13 protein-coding genes are annotated in these 17,020 nt (G+C 46.5%); 9 read left to right on the top strand and 4 right to left on the bottom strand.

Translation table 11 applies throughout. The features are described from left to right. Positions 1 to 3,280 (bottom strand): two-partner secretion domain-containing protein (locus tag QUB11_RS25660; protein ID WP_333392014.1); only part of this gene is annotated, 3,280 nt, incomplete at its 3' end. 81 nt (positions 3,281 to 3,361) lie between these two features. Between QUB11_RS25660 and rnhA the strand changes: the two genes are divergently transcribed. Further along, the gene (gene rnhA, locus QUB11_RS25655) at positions 3,362 to 4,267 is read left to right on the top strand and encodes a ribonuclease HI (RefSeq protein ID WP_333152335.1); all 906 of its coding nucleotides are present in this window, start codon (positions 3,362 to 3,364) and stop codon (positions 4,265 to 4,267) included. Between the two features lie 285 nt (positions 4,268 to 4,552). On the opposite strand, the gene tnpA is transcribed toward rnhA, so the two are convergent. After that, a complete protein-coding gene (gene tnpA, locus QUB11_RS25650; protein WP_333205230.1) occupies positions 4,553 to 4,960 on the bottom strand; it encodes an IS200/IS605 family transposase in 408 nt (135 codons plus the stop codon). A 79-nt stretch (positions 4,961 to 5,039) separates the two neighbouring features. On the opposite strand from tnpA, the gene QUB11_RS25645 reads away from it, so the two are divergent. From QUB11_RS25645 to blaOXA, 5 genes are all read left to right on the top strand, one after another. Continuing rightward, a complete protein-coding gene (locus QUB11_RS25645) occupies positions 5,040 to 6,125 on the top strand; it encodes a transposase (RefSeq protein WP_333205228.1) in 1,086 nt (361 codons plus the stop codon). Between the two features lie 303 nt (positions 6,126 to 6,428). Next, positions 6,429 to 7,217 carry a HipA family kinase gene (locus tag QUB11_RS25640; RefSeq protein WP_333205226.1) on the top strand — a complete coding sequence of 263 codons (789 nt, stop codon included), beginning with the start codon at positions 6,429 to 6,431 and terminating at the stop codon, positions 7,215 to 7,217. Then, a complete protein-coding gene (locus QUB11_RS25635; RefSeq protein WP_333205224.1) occupies positions 7,195 to 7,593 on the top strand; it encodes a DUF3037 domain-containing protein in 399 nt (132 codons plus the stop codon). Before QUB11_RS25640 ends, QUB11_RS25635 begins: the two co-directional genes overlap by 23 nt. Before the next feature lie 245 nt (positions 7,594 to 7,838). Beyond that, a complete protein-coding gene (locus QUB11_RS25630) occupies positions 7,839 to 8,252 on the top strand; it encodes an MAPEG family protein (RefSeq protein WP_333392012.1) in 414 nt (137 codons plus the stop codon). Between the two features lie 145 nt (positions 8,253 to 8,397). After that, on the top strand, positions 8,398 to 9,270 hold the full coding sequence (gene blaOXA / locus QUB11_RS25625; RefSeq protein ID WP_333392009.1) for a class D beta-lactamase: 873 nt from the start codon (positions 8,398 to 8,400) through the stop codon (positions 9,268 to 9,270). 265 nt (positions 9,271 to 9,535) lie between these two features. Here the strand turns inward: blaOXA and QUB11_RS25620 are convergent, their stop codons facing one another. After that, a complete protein-coding gene (locus QUB11_RS25620) occupies positions 9,536 to 10,081 on the bottom strand; it encodes a phosphatase domain-containing putative toxin (protein ID WP_333392007.1) in 546 nt (181 codons plus the stop codon). 57 nt (positions 10,082 to 10,138) lie between these two features. Between QUB11_RS25620 and QUB11_RS25615 the strand changes: the two genes are divergently transcribed. Beyond that, on the top strand, positions 10,139 to 10,777 hold the full coding sequence (locus QUB11_RS25615) for a pentapeptide repeat-containing protein (RefSeq protein ID WP_333392005.1): 639 nt from the start codon (positions 10,139 to 10,141) through the stop codon (positions 10,775 to 10,777). Between the two features lie 97 nt (positions 10,778 to 10,874). Here QUB11_RS25615 and QUB11_RS25610 read toward each other — a convergent pair whose 3' ends face one another. Then, on the bottom strand, positions 10,875 to 11,936 hold the full coding sequence (locus QUB11_RS25610; protein ID WP_333392003.1) for a TIGR03032 family protein: 1,062 nt from the start codon (positions 11,934 to 11,936) through the stop codon (positions 10,875 to 10,877). Positions 11,937 to 12,218: 282 nt separating this feature from the next. Here QUB11_RS25610 and QUB11_RS25605 point away from each other — a divergent pair, with 282 nt between their 5' ends. Next, complete coding sequence (locus tag QUB11_RS25605) at positions 12,219 to 13,142, top strand: AraC family transcriptional regulator (protein WP_333392002.1); 924 nt, start codon at positions 12,219 to 12,221, stop codon at positions 13,140 to 13,142. A 600-nt stretch (positions 13,143 to 13,742) separates the two neighbouring features. Next, positions 13,743 to 17,020: DUF4347 domain-containing protein (locus QUB11_RS25600; protein WP_333392000.1), on the top strand; the 3,278-nt coding region annotated here is incomplete at its 3' end.

Here is a 17,020-nt window from a genome sequence, read left to right as displayed (position 1 = left end):
GTGGAGTAGGTGGAGTAGGTGGAGTAGGTGGAGTAGGTGGAGTAGGTGGAGTAGGTGGAGTAGGTGGAGTAGGTGGAGTAGGTGGATCGTTGATGGTGGGTTGATTGGTAGTGACGATCGCACTATTGCCTTGAGTGTAAGAATTTATGAACGATTGTCCCTGAGTAATCGTACCTAAAGCATTGCTGGCGATCGCCCCAGCAGTACCATTAGTCGTCGCATCTCCCACCGCAAAAGGTATCGGCGGATTGACATCGCCGCCGCCGTGGCGGATCGTAACTGTACCGGGTTGAGTGTCGCCAAGAGTCGAGACGCTAACAGGAGTGCCGTTTTGGTCAAAAGTACCCGTCACTTGAACTAAACCCGGAGTTGCGATCTCAACATTACCGCCCGGAGCATTTATGGATGCAACGCTGATATCATTTTGAGCGTTAAGATTTACTCTAGAAGTGCGATCGACCCTAACAACAGGATTAACATTTATTCGCCCAATTGTGATTTCGTTTGCGGCTAAAATACTCACAATTTCCGCAGCATTTATATTGCCAGTGCTGACACTTCCCCTACTGCTATTAACATCAACAGCGACTCCCTGCAAATTCCCCGTATTCACATTGTCTAACGCTCTGAAAGTGATATTTTCTGTTGCAGTGATGTTGGTCATTTGCAGATTCCCGCTAGTGCTATTGACATTCACTCTCTCTCCCTGCAAATTTCCGGAACTTACATTGCCAGAAGCTGTTAGATTAATATTCCCAGTGGCTGTGGTATTTGCAGTTTGAATTGTTCCAGAGTTACTATTGACATTCACTCCCACTCCCTGCAAATTTCCGGAAGTTATATCGCCTAAAGCTGTTACATTAATGTTCCCAAGGGATGTAGTATTGCCGATCGCAATTTTTCCCCCATCGCTATTGACCTCAACTGCTCCTCCTAGCAAATTCACTGCATTTAAGTCGCTGGATGCTCTCAAATCAATAGTGCCAGTGCCAGCATCGATCGATAGAACTCTAATATTAGTTTGGGCATTCAAATTTACTGTAGGAATGCGATTGCTTCCGTCTGTGCTGGTGGTAGGATTTACATTAATTGTCCCTGCTGTAATTTGCTGTCCTGCTAAAAGTCTGACATCTCCAGAAGTAGCGATCGCCCCCGTATTAACACTCCCATTGCTGCTAGCATTGACAGTCGCAGCGGTGAGATTGCCTACCGTTAAGTCCCTCAAAGCTGTCAAATTGATATTCTCAGTTGCTGTGATATTGACTGGTGTAGTATTAGGCACAATGGTATTGGCATCAGTCAAAACTCCCAATTCACCGGAGTTACTGGTAATATCAACATTAGACCCCTGCAAAGTCCCAAAATTCACATTGCCAAAAGCTCTGAGTACGATCGCCCCGGAAGTCCCAGTATCGATCGACCCTGTTACTATATTGCCTCGAACAGTATTCAGACTAATACTGCCGTTGATATCAGCACGAGAAATGTCACTTGTCAATATAATATTGTCATTAGCTTGAATATTAATTGTCGAACTAGACGTTAATCTGCCCCCAACTACCACTGGCCCTTCCCTGCTTTCGAGATTAATTTGACCGCCATTAATATCTCTAGTTGCGATAGTTCCCGGCGCTGACAATATCACCGGCCCGCCGGCCGAAATATTTTCAACAGAAATCAAATTATTCGATAAAATAGACCCAGGAGTAAATATTGCATCGTCACCTAAAGGATTAGGTTGTTCATTATCACCCGGAGTATCCGTAGGAGAATTAGGAACATTAGGAGAATTTGCCAAATTTTGCACTCCAGCCCGCAGAATTAAGGCCGGACTACTGGTTAAAATAGCAATATCTGGATCACCACTCACATTTTCCCTACCCAATGCAATATCGGGGCCGGTAATTGTAATCTCCTCGGCAACAATGCTCCCCCTCGCCTCGACTTTCAGCGAAACTCCGGTATAATCTCCAAAGAAAACATCTCCTTCCGAACTGATAATCGGGTCAAATAAACTGACAAAGTTTCCCGGCATTCCCGACAAATTGCGAATCGAAAAATTGCCACCAGAAACAAAGTGAGCATCCCCCGAAATAATGCCGTTGCTAACCAAACTCAAATTGCCGCCGCTTTGGAATTGCGGGGGAAGAGATAAGCCGCCGATCGCATTTTGAGTGAGAATATCAATAGTGCGAGATCCTTGAATGTATAAATTCCCCCCAGCCTGCGCCAAAAAAGGATTCTGGGCGCTGTCCCTGACCCGCACCGCATCCCCACCCAGCAAACTCAAATCCCCCGTAGTTTGCAGCCTAGCGCCCGCTAACGTGAGATTTTCCGCAGCCCATAAATTCGCACTTCCCGCATTCAACTGCGGCAGCCCAGACACATTAGCAGCAATCGCCACATCCCCAGAATTCACCTGCAAACCAGAACCCACAAGCCGCACAGAACCGTCATCCGCAACCGCAACACCCGCCGCCTGATTTTGACCCGTACCTGTCAGCAACTGCGGCAAAGAAACAGGATTCAAAGTCTGTGGAGAATTACCAAAATTTCCGCCCGTTGCTATTTCCAAACTCAACAAATGCCCCGGTTGACTAATGCGGAGAATCTGGTCTCCCCCAACAGCAGCAACAGTAATTTGCCCGCCCGCAGCCGACAACTGCCCGGTACTAACAACCGTACCGCCAAGCAAAGCCAAATTTTGCCCCGGAGTCACCGCTAAATTGCCAGCATTAACAATACTTCCCGGTACACCCGCACCAAAATAAAAAGCATTTGGCGTACCCACCAAGGCGCTAAAATTATTTGTACCCGCAGCATTAAACCAATTTGAACCAAAACCGACACCAGTAGCAGTAGTTGCAGTGAAAGCCGCCGGCACATTCAAACTCGCGTTCGGGCCAAACACAATCCCCGCAGGATTAATTAGAAAAAGATTAGAATTGCCGCCCGTGACAGTAATTAAACCGTTAATTAGCGAAGCGTCCCCGCCAGCAATTCGAGCTAATATATTTTGAATAGCCGAATTAGTCAGAAAATTAGCAATTTGACCTTGATTCAAGCCAAACTGCCCAAAACTGTGAAAAAGATTCGCGCCGTCTCCCGACAAACTGCCGCCGTTGATATCATAACGGTTGCCGATCGGGGTGACAACAGTACCCGTACCGTCAGCAGCAGGCACTAGCGGCTGTGCTTGCGCGAAAGTATTAAAAATTAACAAAGAAAAGGGACAAATAAATAGCGCAACCTTTTTAATCTTTAAGTTGGCATTTTTCATAGCACTAAGTAAAACTATCTCAATTGCCTTAATTATCGCACTTGCAAACAACTTACCTGTAAATTACACATTAATTCGCTCATGACAACTCCCAAAATCAAAAGCTTGTACACAGACGGCGCTTGTTCCGGCAACCCAGGCCCAGGCGGCTGGGGTGCAGTAGTTTGTTTCGCCGACGGCAAGTGTCACGAACTCGGAGGTGCAGACCCCCAAACCACTAACAACCGCATGGAAATGCAAGCTGCCGTCGCTGCGCTGGAATTTTTTGCCAATTCCGGTCAAACCGAACCTGTCACCGTTTACACCGACAGTGAATACGTTAAAAACGGCATCACCAAATGGATTCAAGGCTGGAAAAATAAAGGCTGGAAAACCTCAACGGGCAAAGATGTTGTCAACCAAGACCTCTGGCACCTGCTAGACAAGCTGAATTCCCGGCAAATCAAGTGGGAACACGTCCGCGGCCACTCCGGCGACTTCTACAACGACAGATGCGATGAAATCGCCCGTAGCTTCTCCCACAATCTCACTCCCGAACTGCAACAGCAGAAACCAACGGGAGACGAGGCCGGGGCGGACACGGAGGCACCGCCCCTACGCTTTGACAACACAATTGTTTCGGAAGAAACGGACGCAACTGGTAACAAAACGATAGAATCCTATGTCATAACTTCTGACCTTCCGATCTCCAACTCTACCATGATGGATTCAACTGCCGATACCCTGGAGAACTTGCCCCGCGAGGTGAGGGTTCAGGACCTCCGCAATCTGATCGAAACGTTGCACATCGCCGACGAGGTTGCGACGAAAGGCTACTTGATTACCAGTTCTGAACTGGCTGATTTGATGGATGTAAATGCCAGCGCTGTCACCAGTCGTGGAGACAACTGGGTTTGGCGAAATTGGGTAGTTTCGCGGGTGCGGCGCGAAGGCAACCAAATTCTCTGGCAATTAGAGAGAATCGACCACGTTAGTACAACTGATTAGTGGTTAGTCATGAGTTATTGGTTGATTAATAACTCATGACTAATGACTGTCTCAAAGCAAGATTTGGCAAAATTCCGTAGGGACACAACTAATGTTGTGTCCTTTTAGTCATCAGTTTAGTAAACAGATTACTTAACATCAGTCCCAGTTAAAATAAAGAATCCAACTGTCAGTAAGGCCGTACTCTAAACCCTCATAAAAATTAATACGGGATGCGGGAAACGAGCGTGGCTTCAGCCCGCTCGTGGGAAGCGAATCGGGGGACTTCAGTCAAGAGTGTCTTTCTTAATTAGCAGAGTGATGCGGATCTTCGATGTATTTCCTAACAACTTCACTACTAATATTGCCTGCGGTAGTAACAAAATAGCTGCTCGTCCATAAAGACGGCAGCTTTTTTAATTCTGGAAATTCAGCCCTTAAATTATGACTAGAACGTCCCTTGAATGCCTTGACAACTAACGCAGGAGTATCCATCGGCTTGACCGCTACAAATAAGTGTACGTGATCTGGCGCTACTTCCAGAGCTAAAATATCCCAACCTTTCTCGATTGAAAGTGCTAAAAATATTTCACGCAGCTTAGTTGCTACACTGCCAACTAGAACTTTTTTCCGGCGTTTGGGGATGAAGACGAAGTGATAATTAAGCAAGAATTTGAGGTGGTTGTGAGTCTGGTACTCAGGAAGTGGCAACATAAAGTTTTGTTGTCATGGATTGACTTATCAACTATACTCACCTAAACTAAATAAATCAACTAAATTTCGGGAAAAAGAGGTGACTAAAGTCAAAAAAACGATGGGAGTACAGCAAGTATTGCTGTCTCCTACCAAAGAAGTTGAGGCAGTGTTAATTTATCTTTGCCGACAATCTGGCAAGCTGTATAACAGCGCTGTCTATTTTGCTCGCCAAATCTTTTTCAAAACGGGAAGGTTGCTGACCGGAAAATTTGACTTATCTTTTGAACCGTCAATCGCCAAGTCGATGGTTGCTAAGTCGCTGCCTTCAACGCCTATGCAACAAACTTTGATGTCGGTTACAGAGGCGTTCAAAAGCTTCAAAGAGTTAAAAGCTCTGTACAGCAAAGGTCAATTGCATTTTAGACCCAAGCCTCCGAGCTATTTAACAGGTTCTAAATTGTTTAAAGTCGCCTACCCAAATTCTGGTGGATTAAAGCCAGCGCTTGTCGGCGACCAGTTGAGATTTTCCCTGGGCTTAACAGTACGGCGCTGGTTTGGGGTTTCTGAATTCTTTCTACCCATGCCGTCAAACATTGACTACTCAAAGGTTAAAGAATTTACAATTCTTCCGAAGAACGGTGCTTTCTACTTGGAGATGTCTTACGAAGTAGAATGTCAGCAACACGCTTTAGATTTTAGCCAAGCGCTATCAATTGATTTGGGAACTGCTGACAATTTAGCAGCTTGTGTGGACACGCTGGGAAATTCGTTCTTGATTGATGCTCGTGTTATGAAAGCGATAAATCAGCTCTGGAACAAAAAGGTAGCAACCCGAAAGGAAGGAAAGCCCACGGGTTACTGGGATAGCTGGCTAGACCGCGTAACTCGCAAGCGCAATCACCAAATGCGCGATGGCCTCAATAAAGCTGCGAAGTTGATTGTTTCCCACTGCTTGAAGCATGGGATTGGCAATCTAGTAATTGGATGGAACCAAGGTTTTAAGTCCAATGCCGATATGGGTAAACTGAACAATCAGAAGTTTGTTCAAATGCCGTTAGGAAAATTGAAATATCGGCTGAGCCAATTGTGCAATTTGCACGGTATCAAGTTTACTGAAACAGAAGAAGCATACAGCTCCAAGGCTAGTTTTCTTGATGGAGACTCCCTACCCAGGTTGGCGTGAAAAACCGCCTGAGTGGAAAGCATCTGGAAAACGAATTGAACGTGGCTTGTATCGCTCTGCCGATGGAACTGTAATTAACGCAGATCTAAACGGTTCGAGTAATATTCTAAGAAAAGTAGCCAGTAAGTTGGGTGTAAAACTTGACCGACTGAGTAGGCGGTGTTTGACCACCGTAGCGAGAATTAGGCTTTGGTAATAACTAAAGCCAATCTGTCAGCAGAATCTCAGCGGCTTTAGCCCGCTTGAGTGTCAAAAAATCAGTGATTTCCCATCGAAAATCTCAAATCGCAAATCGAAAATAGCATGAGTATCAGCTTGCGAACAGTCACTGCTACCAGATATGTCACTCCTTTGCGCGAGGGCGGGTCGCTACCCGCGATCGTCGAAGCAGATGATGATGGTATGTACGTGCTCAAATTTCGCGGTGCGGGCCAGGGAGCCAAATCTCTGATCGCGGAGCTAGTGGCGGGAGAGATTGCTCGCGCCTCCGGGCTCCCAATCCCCGAACTCGTTTTTGTTGAACTCGATCCCGAACTGGCTCGGACTGAGCCTGACCCGGAAATTCAAGATTTGATCCGAGCAAGCGCGGGCCTCAACCTCGCCCTCGACTATCTTCCGGGCTCGATCACATTTGACCCGATAGCGGGGAAGTCCGAGGCGGATCTAGCCTCAGAAATCGTCTGGTTCGATGCTTTTGTAACCAACATCGATCGCACGCCGCGCAATGCAAATATGCTGGTATGGCACCGCCGGCTTTGGCTGATCGATCATGGTGCAGCCCTCTACTTCCACCACACCTGGAAAGATTATCTCTCGCGCAGCCGCGATCGTTTCCCCCCAATTAAAGACCACGTTCTGCTGCGTTTTGCTAGTACGCTGGAAGCGGCAAATTCAAAGATGACTCAAACGCTAACCCCGGAAATCATTCGCAACATTGTTAAACTAATTCCTGATACTTGGCTGGTGGGAGATTCTCCTTTCAGCGATAGCAACGAACATCGGAATGCTTATATCGAGTACCTGCTAAATCGGCTAGAATCACCACATATTTTTTTGGAGGAGGCGATTAGTGCCCGATCGATTTCTTTATGATTATGCCATTATCCGCGTCGTTCCCAAAGTCGAGCGCGAGGAGTTTATCAACGTGGGGGCGATCGTTTCCTGCGGTACGAAAAAATTCCTCGAAGCCCGTATCGAAATTGATGAACAGCGCTTGATGGCGATCGACTCAACGTTGGATCTGGAAATGATTCGCAATCACCTAGCAGTCATTCCCATCATTTGTGCAGGCGGCAAGGAATCTGGCGCGATCGGTCAACTTCCCCACAGAGAGCGCTTTCACTGGCTCGTAGCACCCCGCAGTACGATCGTTCAGACATCGCGGGTACACACTGGTTTTTGCCAGAGTCTACCGGGTGCGATCGAACACTTGCTCGATACAATGGTGCGATCGTCAAGTCGATTTTAGATTTTAGATTTTAGATTTTAGATTTACTCATTTTAGCTAAAGATGAGAACGCCAGAACCATTGTACTGACGGGAAACTTTTCTAAAGTGTTAGAGCGTGTCCGATCGATTAACCGCAATCAGATGCGATCGCGCGTGCTCACGAAAGTCCGCACTCCGGCTGCGGACTTTCGCGGGTACAGATCCGTTTTTTACTACTATAATTGACCGCACATAATATTAGCAGCAGTGGAGCAAGGTAGAAAGATGATGCAAATTGAACAGACAAATATGACCGTCCCCCTCTGGGGTTTAGCAATTTTCATTTTGTGGACGATCGCAGTCGTTATCCTCTTGCTAGCAGTCAGGATTCGGCATCTATCTGCGGGCGGATCTGTAAAAGATTTTGGCACACAAAACGACGACAGCTTGCTTTGGCGACTATTTCGAGTACAATCCAACTTGATAGAAAACCTGCCTTTGTATTTGGGAGTTGTTTTTCTTCTAACAGTTAGGGGTGTTTCAGGAACAGCAGTAGATTTGCTGATTGTTGTGTACATCCTATTTCGGCTGGTACATTCAGCGATACACATCGCTGGCCTCGATCCAAAGTTTCGGTTGTTCAGCTTAGTAATTCAGTTAAGCTGTTTGGTAGCCTTAACTATTATGGCAGTTTTATAGTTGAGAAATTACGCGGTACATATATAGTAGGGTGCGTCAGGGGCAAACCTTTATTGTTTCTTACACAGCGTAAGTCAGACGCACCTTACAAGTCGATCGCCCCTGTGACATTAATGCCTGTGATTTGGCTAAATTATCGAAGTTTATGAACCGAATATCTCGTGCGATCGCTGTTATTTTAATGGTATTAGGCTGCATTACTTTTGTTTTACTTCAGCCACCGCAATCAGCCTTAACCGTGTCACCTCCAGTGCAAAAATCTCCACCTCGCGGAGGAGATGTTGCTGAGACAATGAATTTTGGACGGCACTTTCAAGAATTAGGAGTTGAAGGGTCGATCGCGATTTACGATTTGAATAGCGATCGGCTTTATCAACACAACCCCCAACGTAACGCCACAGCTTTTTTACCTGCATCTACATTTAAGATTCTCAACTCTCTGATTTCCTTAGAAACAGGGGTGATTTCAGATGAGATTGCCGTTCTAACTTGGGATGGAATTCAAAGGCAAATTCCCGCCTGGAATCGAGACTTGAATATGAGACAAGCCATGAAACTTTCTGCCGTTTGGTTTTACCAAGTTCTCGCCCGCCGAGTCGGACACGAGCAAATGCAAAAATGGGTAGCCAAAGTCGCTTATGGCAACCAAAACATTGGTAACAAAGACGATATTGACAAATTCTGGTTAGAGGGAGAACTGCGAATCACACCCAACGAGCAAATTCAATTTCTCCGCCGTCTCTACAAAAATGACTTACCCTTCTCAGAGCGATCGTTGTCTGTGGTGAAAGACATCATAATTGTTGAACAAACTCCCGATTACACAATTAGGGCAAAAACAGGATGGGCAAATTTTGGAGAACAAATAAAGCCTCAAATTGGCTGGTATGTAGGTTATTTAGAAAAGGATAAAGATGTTTACTTTTTTGCTACAAACATTGACATCCGTAACAATAATGACGGCTCTGCAAGAATCGAGTTAACGCGCCGTTGCTTCAAGGAGCTTGGGCTGCTGTAAGTGCGTTATTTGTTTTCTAATATTCGCAAAAAAGCCAGCGGATAGGCTAACGGTGAGAGCCAAAACACCCATTTATGCGATGCCTGAGTTCGATCGTAGGAAGCCGAGTCTTTTAAATCTTTTAGAGCTTACGCAATTGGCCCATATAGCAATCCTTGCAGGTGTCGTAAACTTTTTACCCCACCCCAACCCTCCCCTTACTAAGGGGAGGGAGTAAGAAATTCACAAATGATTTAGGATTGCTATATATATAGTTGCTATCGTGCTATATGTCATTTCTTCCAGCAAGGCGACTATCATCTAAGAGAGCATTAAGTTTTTCAACGACTAGCCAGGGGTTTCGACCTTTCAAACAAGCTGCGATTGCTGCTTCATAGGGATTTCTGCCAGTTTTTTTTACGGCTGCGATCGCCTGTTTGTTAGACAATCCCCGCCCGCTGACCAACCAAGCAGCCAAAACCTGTCCTGTACGTCCGATCCCGCCAGAACAGTGAACTACCACCCGTTCGCCTTTGTTATTTGCAGATTCCAAGAACGGCAATATTTGATCGATTAAAATATCGCGATCGACCAATTCAAAGTCTGCGATCGGTGTCCAGCAGACTCGATCGCACCCAAATATTTTCCGATATGTTCCCAGTAAATCACTGTAGCGGATGAGTTGCGTCTGAGCGAGCAAGCAGCAAACTTGCTTGATATTATGCCCCTGCATAAATTCAATCCACCCAGCAATTTCTGCATCGCGGTATCCTGGTCTGGCTGCACCAAACACAATTAATTCATTCTCTGAAGCCGCAGCGAATTTGTGCATAATGTTTTCAATATTTTTACCTATAATTAAGAAAGACGCACAAACCCTGAATCAACAGTGAAAAACAAGAGTTCGATCGCCTTAATGAACTGGCTGCAACCCAAACCAGAAACCGTTTTGTTATGCGACTCAATTGTAGCAGCTTCTGAGATGGCATTCATGCTCAACGGTGAGTGGGATGGCTGCAATAGCTTGGTGCTCACTAAATGCGACAAGGTAGCAATTGAAGCAGCCGCCCGTTTGCTGGAGACATCGTGGTGCTACCAAAATACTTGCGAACCGGTTTTAATTCGGCTGGAAGTTGACGAATTGCTGCGCCGTTATGGAATTGGAGACAGGTTTTTTATTAATGCTAACTTGCGATGCGCGCAATTGAGCGGACTTTGTTTGGAAAACATAGATTTGAGTTATGCTAAATTGAATTTGGCTAACTTCAGCGGCACTAATTTAAGCAAAGCCAACTTAATGGCTGCACAGATGCAATCGGCAAATTTGAGTGGCAGCAATTTGAGTAAATCGCAACTTGTGAGGGCGAATTTATCAGGAGCAAATTTATCTGATGCTAATCTCAGAGGTGCGGATTTGAGTTATGCAGATTTAAGCAATGTTTGCTTAACAGGTGCTGATTTAAGAGGTGTAAATTTAGCGAGAACAGACTTAAGAAAAACCAGCTTAGATGGGGCGATTTTTGAGTAATACCAAATCCCGCTTAAATACTTTCTCTCACACCCTCTGCGTACATTCTGTAAACATTTATCTGCGTTAATTCGCGTACCTCCGCCCACATCTGCGGTTAAAGTTCCAAAGTAATTAACTGAGCAATTTCATCCGTTTGAAAACCCAAGGCCATCGGCTTTTGCACTTGGGGAATCACTTGCACATCATAGAGTTCCGTGACAATTCCTTCAAAGCGCAACCAGTGAACGATCGCCCCCGTAGTCAAATCAATCACCATCATACCACAGCGAGGCTCAGCATCCTTGGTGAGCAACAACTCATCCAATTCTAAACCGCTAAAAGTATTGTCACCTCCCCGAGGTTTCGACAGTCCAACAATTGCCCAATTTTGCCAAAATGCCAGCCCTCGGACATATCCCGGACAAAACGCAATTGCCTGAAATTTCCCTGTATCTAAATCCACATAACCGAATTCTCCTCTCCCCGAATTCAGCAACCACAATTTATCTTGATACCAGCGGGGTGAGTGCGGCATTGACAATCCTGTGACGATAATATCATTAGATTCGATATCAATAACTATACCGCCGTTTTTTCTGCGATCGCGCCAGCCATCCACCACATCCGACTGACTCGACGCTGTGACATATTTCGGTTCCCCAGCCACCATTGCCAAACCGTTGAGGTGACAGCGATCTTCATTTATATATTGTGAGATAAAACCGGGTTTCCAGAGAGGTTTGCAACTGTGGCGATCGCTCAAAGTAGCGATACAATTAAACAAAGTGCTAATAAAAAGGATTTGATTATTTTTATCGACTGCGATATCGTGAATGTCGATATCTCCTGTAGTATAACCGATTCTTGGTATATATAATTTATCGTATCCTTGGTATAATTTCCCGGATTCTAAGACATTATCTAATTGCCAGAGTTGATATTTTGAGCTGAGATAAAGGCGTTCCGGCGTGCAGTAAAGCCCCATTGCGCGATCGAATATTCGCCAAAAAGCCGAGATTCTGTTGGTTTCGGGTGCAGCACCGATTAACATTAACCTGCTGGTTTGATAGGTAGTGCAAGCCAGGCTGATTTGTTGTTGAGTTAGCCAAGTTGGAAACTCGCGATCGCCAAAAATTTCGTGTTCTTCGACTGTATTGACAATTGTGTCGTTATTCATAAAACCTGTAAAATTTTAATTTCCGTAGGGGCGGGTTTGACAGACAATAACTGCCTAAAACCCACAATTTCATAAACCCGCCCCCACCCAACTATAAATCAAAATGTACCTCTTGAATGTAGAGGTTTCCTTCACCAACAATAATTGCCTAAAATTCACAATATCATAAATCCGCCCCCACATCGGTCTGAGATAATTCCTGTAAAATACACCAAAAGAGGTATAAATATTTACACACAATTGATGTAATTTATTGGGGGTGTAAAATATTAGCATTTAATCATGGTCTGGGATTTAAATATTGAAATCAACGATCCAGAGATATATCTTAATCAAGTATCGGGTATTACTAAACATACTTTCTCTTCCAAAGATTACAAAATTCAATGGCGGCTTGCTAAGTTAAAAAAGTTCGAGTTCGTGAGTGTTGTTTGGGAAGCTGGGAGTACATATACCGCAGGATATACTTTTGTTGGAAAAATAGGTTTCACATTTTTTGACAGCGATCATTTATTGAAAGTTGGGTCTAACGAATTCCTCGTGAACGATCGAAATTTGCTGATAACTCAGCCGGGAGCCGAATTAAGCCAGCTTCAACACTCAGCCACATACAGCGCAATATCAATTTATATAGATGAAGCTCGATTTTTAACTGAACTGAGCAAGTATCTTGACAAATCCATTGAACGTCCTAACCTGGTGCAAGTTATCGATCGCACTAATCTTTACGGTCGATCGCTATATCAAATGGTCATAATGCTGTCGAATTTGATTGACACTAATGGACATCCACTGGTAATTGACAATTTAGAAACCGCTATTTTTTCTACCTTAGTCCAAGGTTCATCTTACAACACTTTAGAACCATCGATTATTAAAGTATCCGAAATTTCGATCGCCCGCGTGCGAGAGGCGGCCGAATACATCCGAGCAAATATGAAACAAGAGCTGACAATTGCACAAATTGCTTCCGCCATGAACTGTAGCAGTCGTTCTTTGCAAACAGCATTCGCTCGTTATTACGGTGTCTCTCCCAGTCAATTTTTGCGAACTGCTCGACTTGAAGCCACTCGTATGGAGTTAATCGAGAGCAACAAAACGATTACGGAAATTGCGTTTGAATATGGCTTTTACAATCCTAGTCGCTTTACAAAATATTTCCAGCAGCATTTTGGGAAAAAGCCTTCGGACATTTTGCGAAACTAATCTTTCGCAATTTGGCTAGCGCAACTAGGAAGCAGCAAGATATAAATCTTGTTAGGGAATAAATTGATACACAGGTTAACGGAATTCAGACCAATTTTTTATGAGGCCCCGTAGAATCTGATCCCCCCTAGCCCCCCTTCATAAGGGGGGGACAGGATTCCGATCAAAGTCCCCCTTCCCCCTTGGGGGGGCTAGGGCGTGTTTTCAAACTGATCCATCAGATCCTGATCCCCCTAAATCCCCCTTAAGAAGGGGAGTAGGGGTTGACTTTGAGTGCTCTTGTCCCCCCCTTATTAAGGGGGGCTAGGGGGGATCTCCGGGTTTGAAAACACGCCCTAGGGGCGGGTGGGGATTTAGGGGGATCAAGATATGTGCAACGACCCATTAAATTGCTATCAGACAAAATATTAATTTGTAAGCCCTACCAAACAAAGGTTTCGAGCCTTTGTCCCGGTTACAAGTGTTTTCCTTACCCTTTCGATATTACTCATCACGATCGGCGAGTGTCATCCACCACCAGGTAGAAATATCACAAACCAAAATCAAATCGGGGTCATCTCCCGACTCAAAAACCACGAACTACATTAAAAGCAAAAAACTGTGAAAACTCTACCTCAAATTAACCGTTCCATAAATAAAAATATCGGAAGTTTGGTTGGTTGCACCAGCAACAAGCCCACAGAAATAGTCATCCTTGACCCCACAATACCAGACAGCCAGCACCTAATCTCCGGCATCAAACCCAACACAGCAACCTACATCCTCCAAAGCCAGCCCGATGCCGTAGAGCAAATCACCACAATCCTAGCTCAGCATACAGACATCAATGCTCTACACATCATCACCCACGGAGATTCTGGCAGCCTGTACCTAGGCACAACAGAACTCAACAGCAACAACATCCAAAACTACAGCCACCAATTGCCACAGTGGCGAAACGCCTTCACCGACAACGCCAACATCATCTTATATGGATGCAGCGTAGCAGCCGGAGACAGAGGAAACCAATTCCTGACTCAACTGCACCAACTCACAGGCGCAAACATCAGCGCCAACTCCCAACCTACAGGTAACAGCGCACTCGGTGGCACTTGGGACATCCTCCAACTCATCCCCCCATCAACGCAAAAGCCCCAACTAATTCTCACCGAAACTACCCTCAAAACTTACAGCCACATCCTAGCCACCGCCAACCCAGACACCAAAGGCGTTACAGTCAACTCGCCCTCTGTCGTCATCGACGTACTCGCCAACGACACGGGCACTTCTCGCGCCTCAGTACAAAGCATCCTCATCCCCCCCAACAATGGCACCGCGATTATCAACGACTGGATTTATGTCGGCGGCGGATTTACCACCATCGGCGGACAACCCCGCAGCAGAATTGCTCGGTTGAATAGCAATGGCACGGCAGATGCCACCTTCAACTCGGATGCGAATAGTGCCGTCTTAGCGATCGCCATAGACAACAGTGGCAACCCCATAGTAGGTGGCTTTTTCAACAACATCAACGCACAACCCCGCACCTTTATCGCCAAATTAAACCCCATAACAGGTGCGGTAGATCCCACCTTCAACTCGAATGCGAATAATCCCGTCTTAGCGATCGCCATAGACAGCAGCGGCAACCCCATAGTGGGCGGCAATTTCACCAACATCGGCGCACAACCCCGCAACAGAATCGCCAAATTAAACCCCACAACTGGTGCCGCCGATCCCACCTTCAACCCGAATGCGAATAATATTGTCAATGCGATCGCCCTAGACAGCAGCGGCAACCCCATAGTAGGCGGCTTTTTCGGCAACATCGGCCCACAACCCCGCAACTCTATCGCCAAATTAGACCCCACAACTGGTGCCCCCGATCCCACCTTCAACCCGAATGCGAATAGTGGTATCTTCGCGATCGCCATAGACAGCAGCGGTAACCCCATAGTGGGCGGCTTTTTCAACAACATCGGCGCACAACCCCGCAACTCTATCGCCAAATTAAACCCCGTAACTGGTCTCGCCGATCCCACCTTCAACCCGAATGCGAATGGTGGTCCCATTGCGAGCGTCAGAGCGATCGCCCTAGACAGCAGCGGCAACCCCATAGTGGGCGGCGATTTCACCAACATCGGCGGACTACCCCGCAACTCTATCGCCAAATTAAACCCCACAACTGGTGCCGCCGATGCTACCTTCAACCCGAATGCAAATGGTCAAGTCTTCGCGATCGCCCTAGACAGCAGTGGCAACCTTATAGTGGGCGGCAATTTCACCACCATCGGCGGACTACCCCGCAACTCTATCGCCAAATTAAACCCCGTAACTGGTCTCGCCGATTTCACCTTCAACCCGAATCCGAATAGTGGTATCGATGCCATAACTATAGACAAAGCGCGCAACATCCTCTACACCCCAAACTCCAACTTCAACGGTGAAGACACATTCCAATACACCGCCACCGACGGCGTTGTTTCCATCCCCACCACCGTCACCGTCTTAGTCAACGACTCCCCCACCCTCGACAACAGCGGCACCCCCATCCTCAACCCCCAAAACCAAAACGACAGCGCCAGCACAGGCACCCTCATCAGCACCATCATCACTAACCTCGGCGGCACAGGCATCACCGAGCCCAACGCCAGCCTCTTAAGAGGCATCGCCCTCACGGGCCTAGACACCGCCAACGGCACATGGCAATACACCATCAACGGCGGCACAACCTGGACAAACGCCCCAGCCGTTTCCCCCACCAGCGCCTTACCCCTAGCCAGCAATGCCAACACCAGGCTCAGATTTGTACCCAACCCAGGTTACAGCGGCACTGTCACCAACGCCATCACCTTTGCCGCCTGGGATCAAATGAATCAAATCACCGGCAGCAATGGCACTATCGCTAACTACACCGCAGACAGAAGCACCAACACTACCTCCAGCGTATTCAGCAGTGAAACGGAAACCGCCAACATCACCGTTAATCCCGTCCCCACCATTACCAGCGTCAGTGCAGCCAACCCAAACGGGACTTACGGTATCGGCACAAACATCGACATCACCGTTGAATTCTCTGAAACAGTCAACGTTAACGGTACACCGCAACTAACTTTAGCAGGTGCAACACCTGTGGCTAATTATCTCTCAGGTACCGGCACCAACACTCTCACTTTTCGCTACACAATTGCAGCCGGAGATAACAGTTCTGACTTAGACTATTTTTCCACCACCGCCCTATCTTTAAGCGGCGGTACGATTAAGAATGCCACCAATGGTGATGCCATCTTAACATTGCCAACTCCCGGTGCAGCCAACTCATTGGGTGCCAACAAAGATTTAGTAATTGATACTGTTCCACCCATAGTTTTCCTCACACCCGACTCACCCCTAACCACCATAAACGCACCATTTTTAGTCTATGCAGACTTCAGCGAAAACGTCACAGGATTTGATCCAAGTGACATCAATGTTGGTAACGGCACTGTTAGCGGATTTACAGGTAGCGGTAGCAATTATCGTTTTACCGTTATACCAACAGCTAGTGGCGATGTCACCGTAGATCTCCCAGCAGCTACAGCGATTGATACCGCTGGCAACTACAATGCCCCCGCCCCTCCAATTGTTCGCACCGCCGACATTACACCGCCTACTGTTGTCTTAACATCAACATCACCAACCACCACAAATGCACCCTTCCTAGTCACAGCAACCTTCAGCGAAACCGTCACAGGATTTGCTGCAACTGACGTAACTGTTGCCAATGGAACTGTTAGCGGATTTACAGGTACTGGCACAACTTATGAGTTCACCGTTACACCAACTGCTACTGGCAATGTCACCGTAGATATTCCCGCCGCTACAGCCACAGATACCATTGGTAATAGCAATACCGCAGC

Source organism: Microcoleus sp. B6-A1 (assembly GCF_036705085.1).
In the GTDB taxonomy this organism is placed as follows: domain Bacteria; phylum Cyanobacteriota; class Cyanobacteriia; order Cyanobacteriales; family Microcoleaceae; genus Microcoleus.
This window is presented reverse-complemented; position numbering and strand designations above follow the sequence as displayed.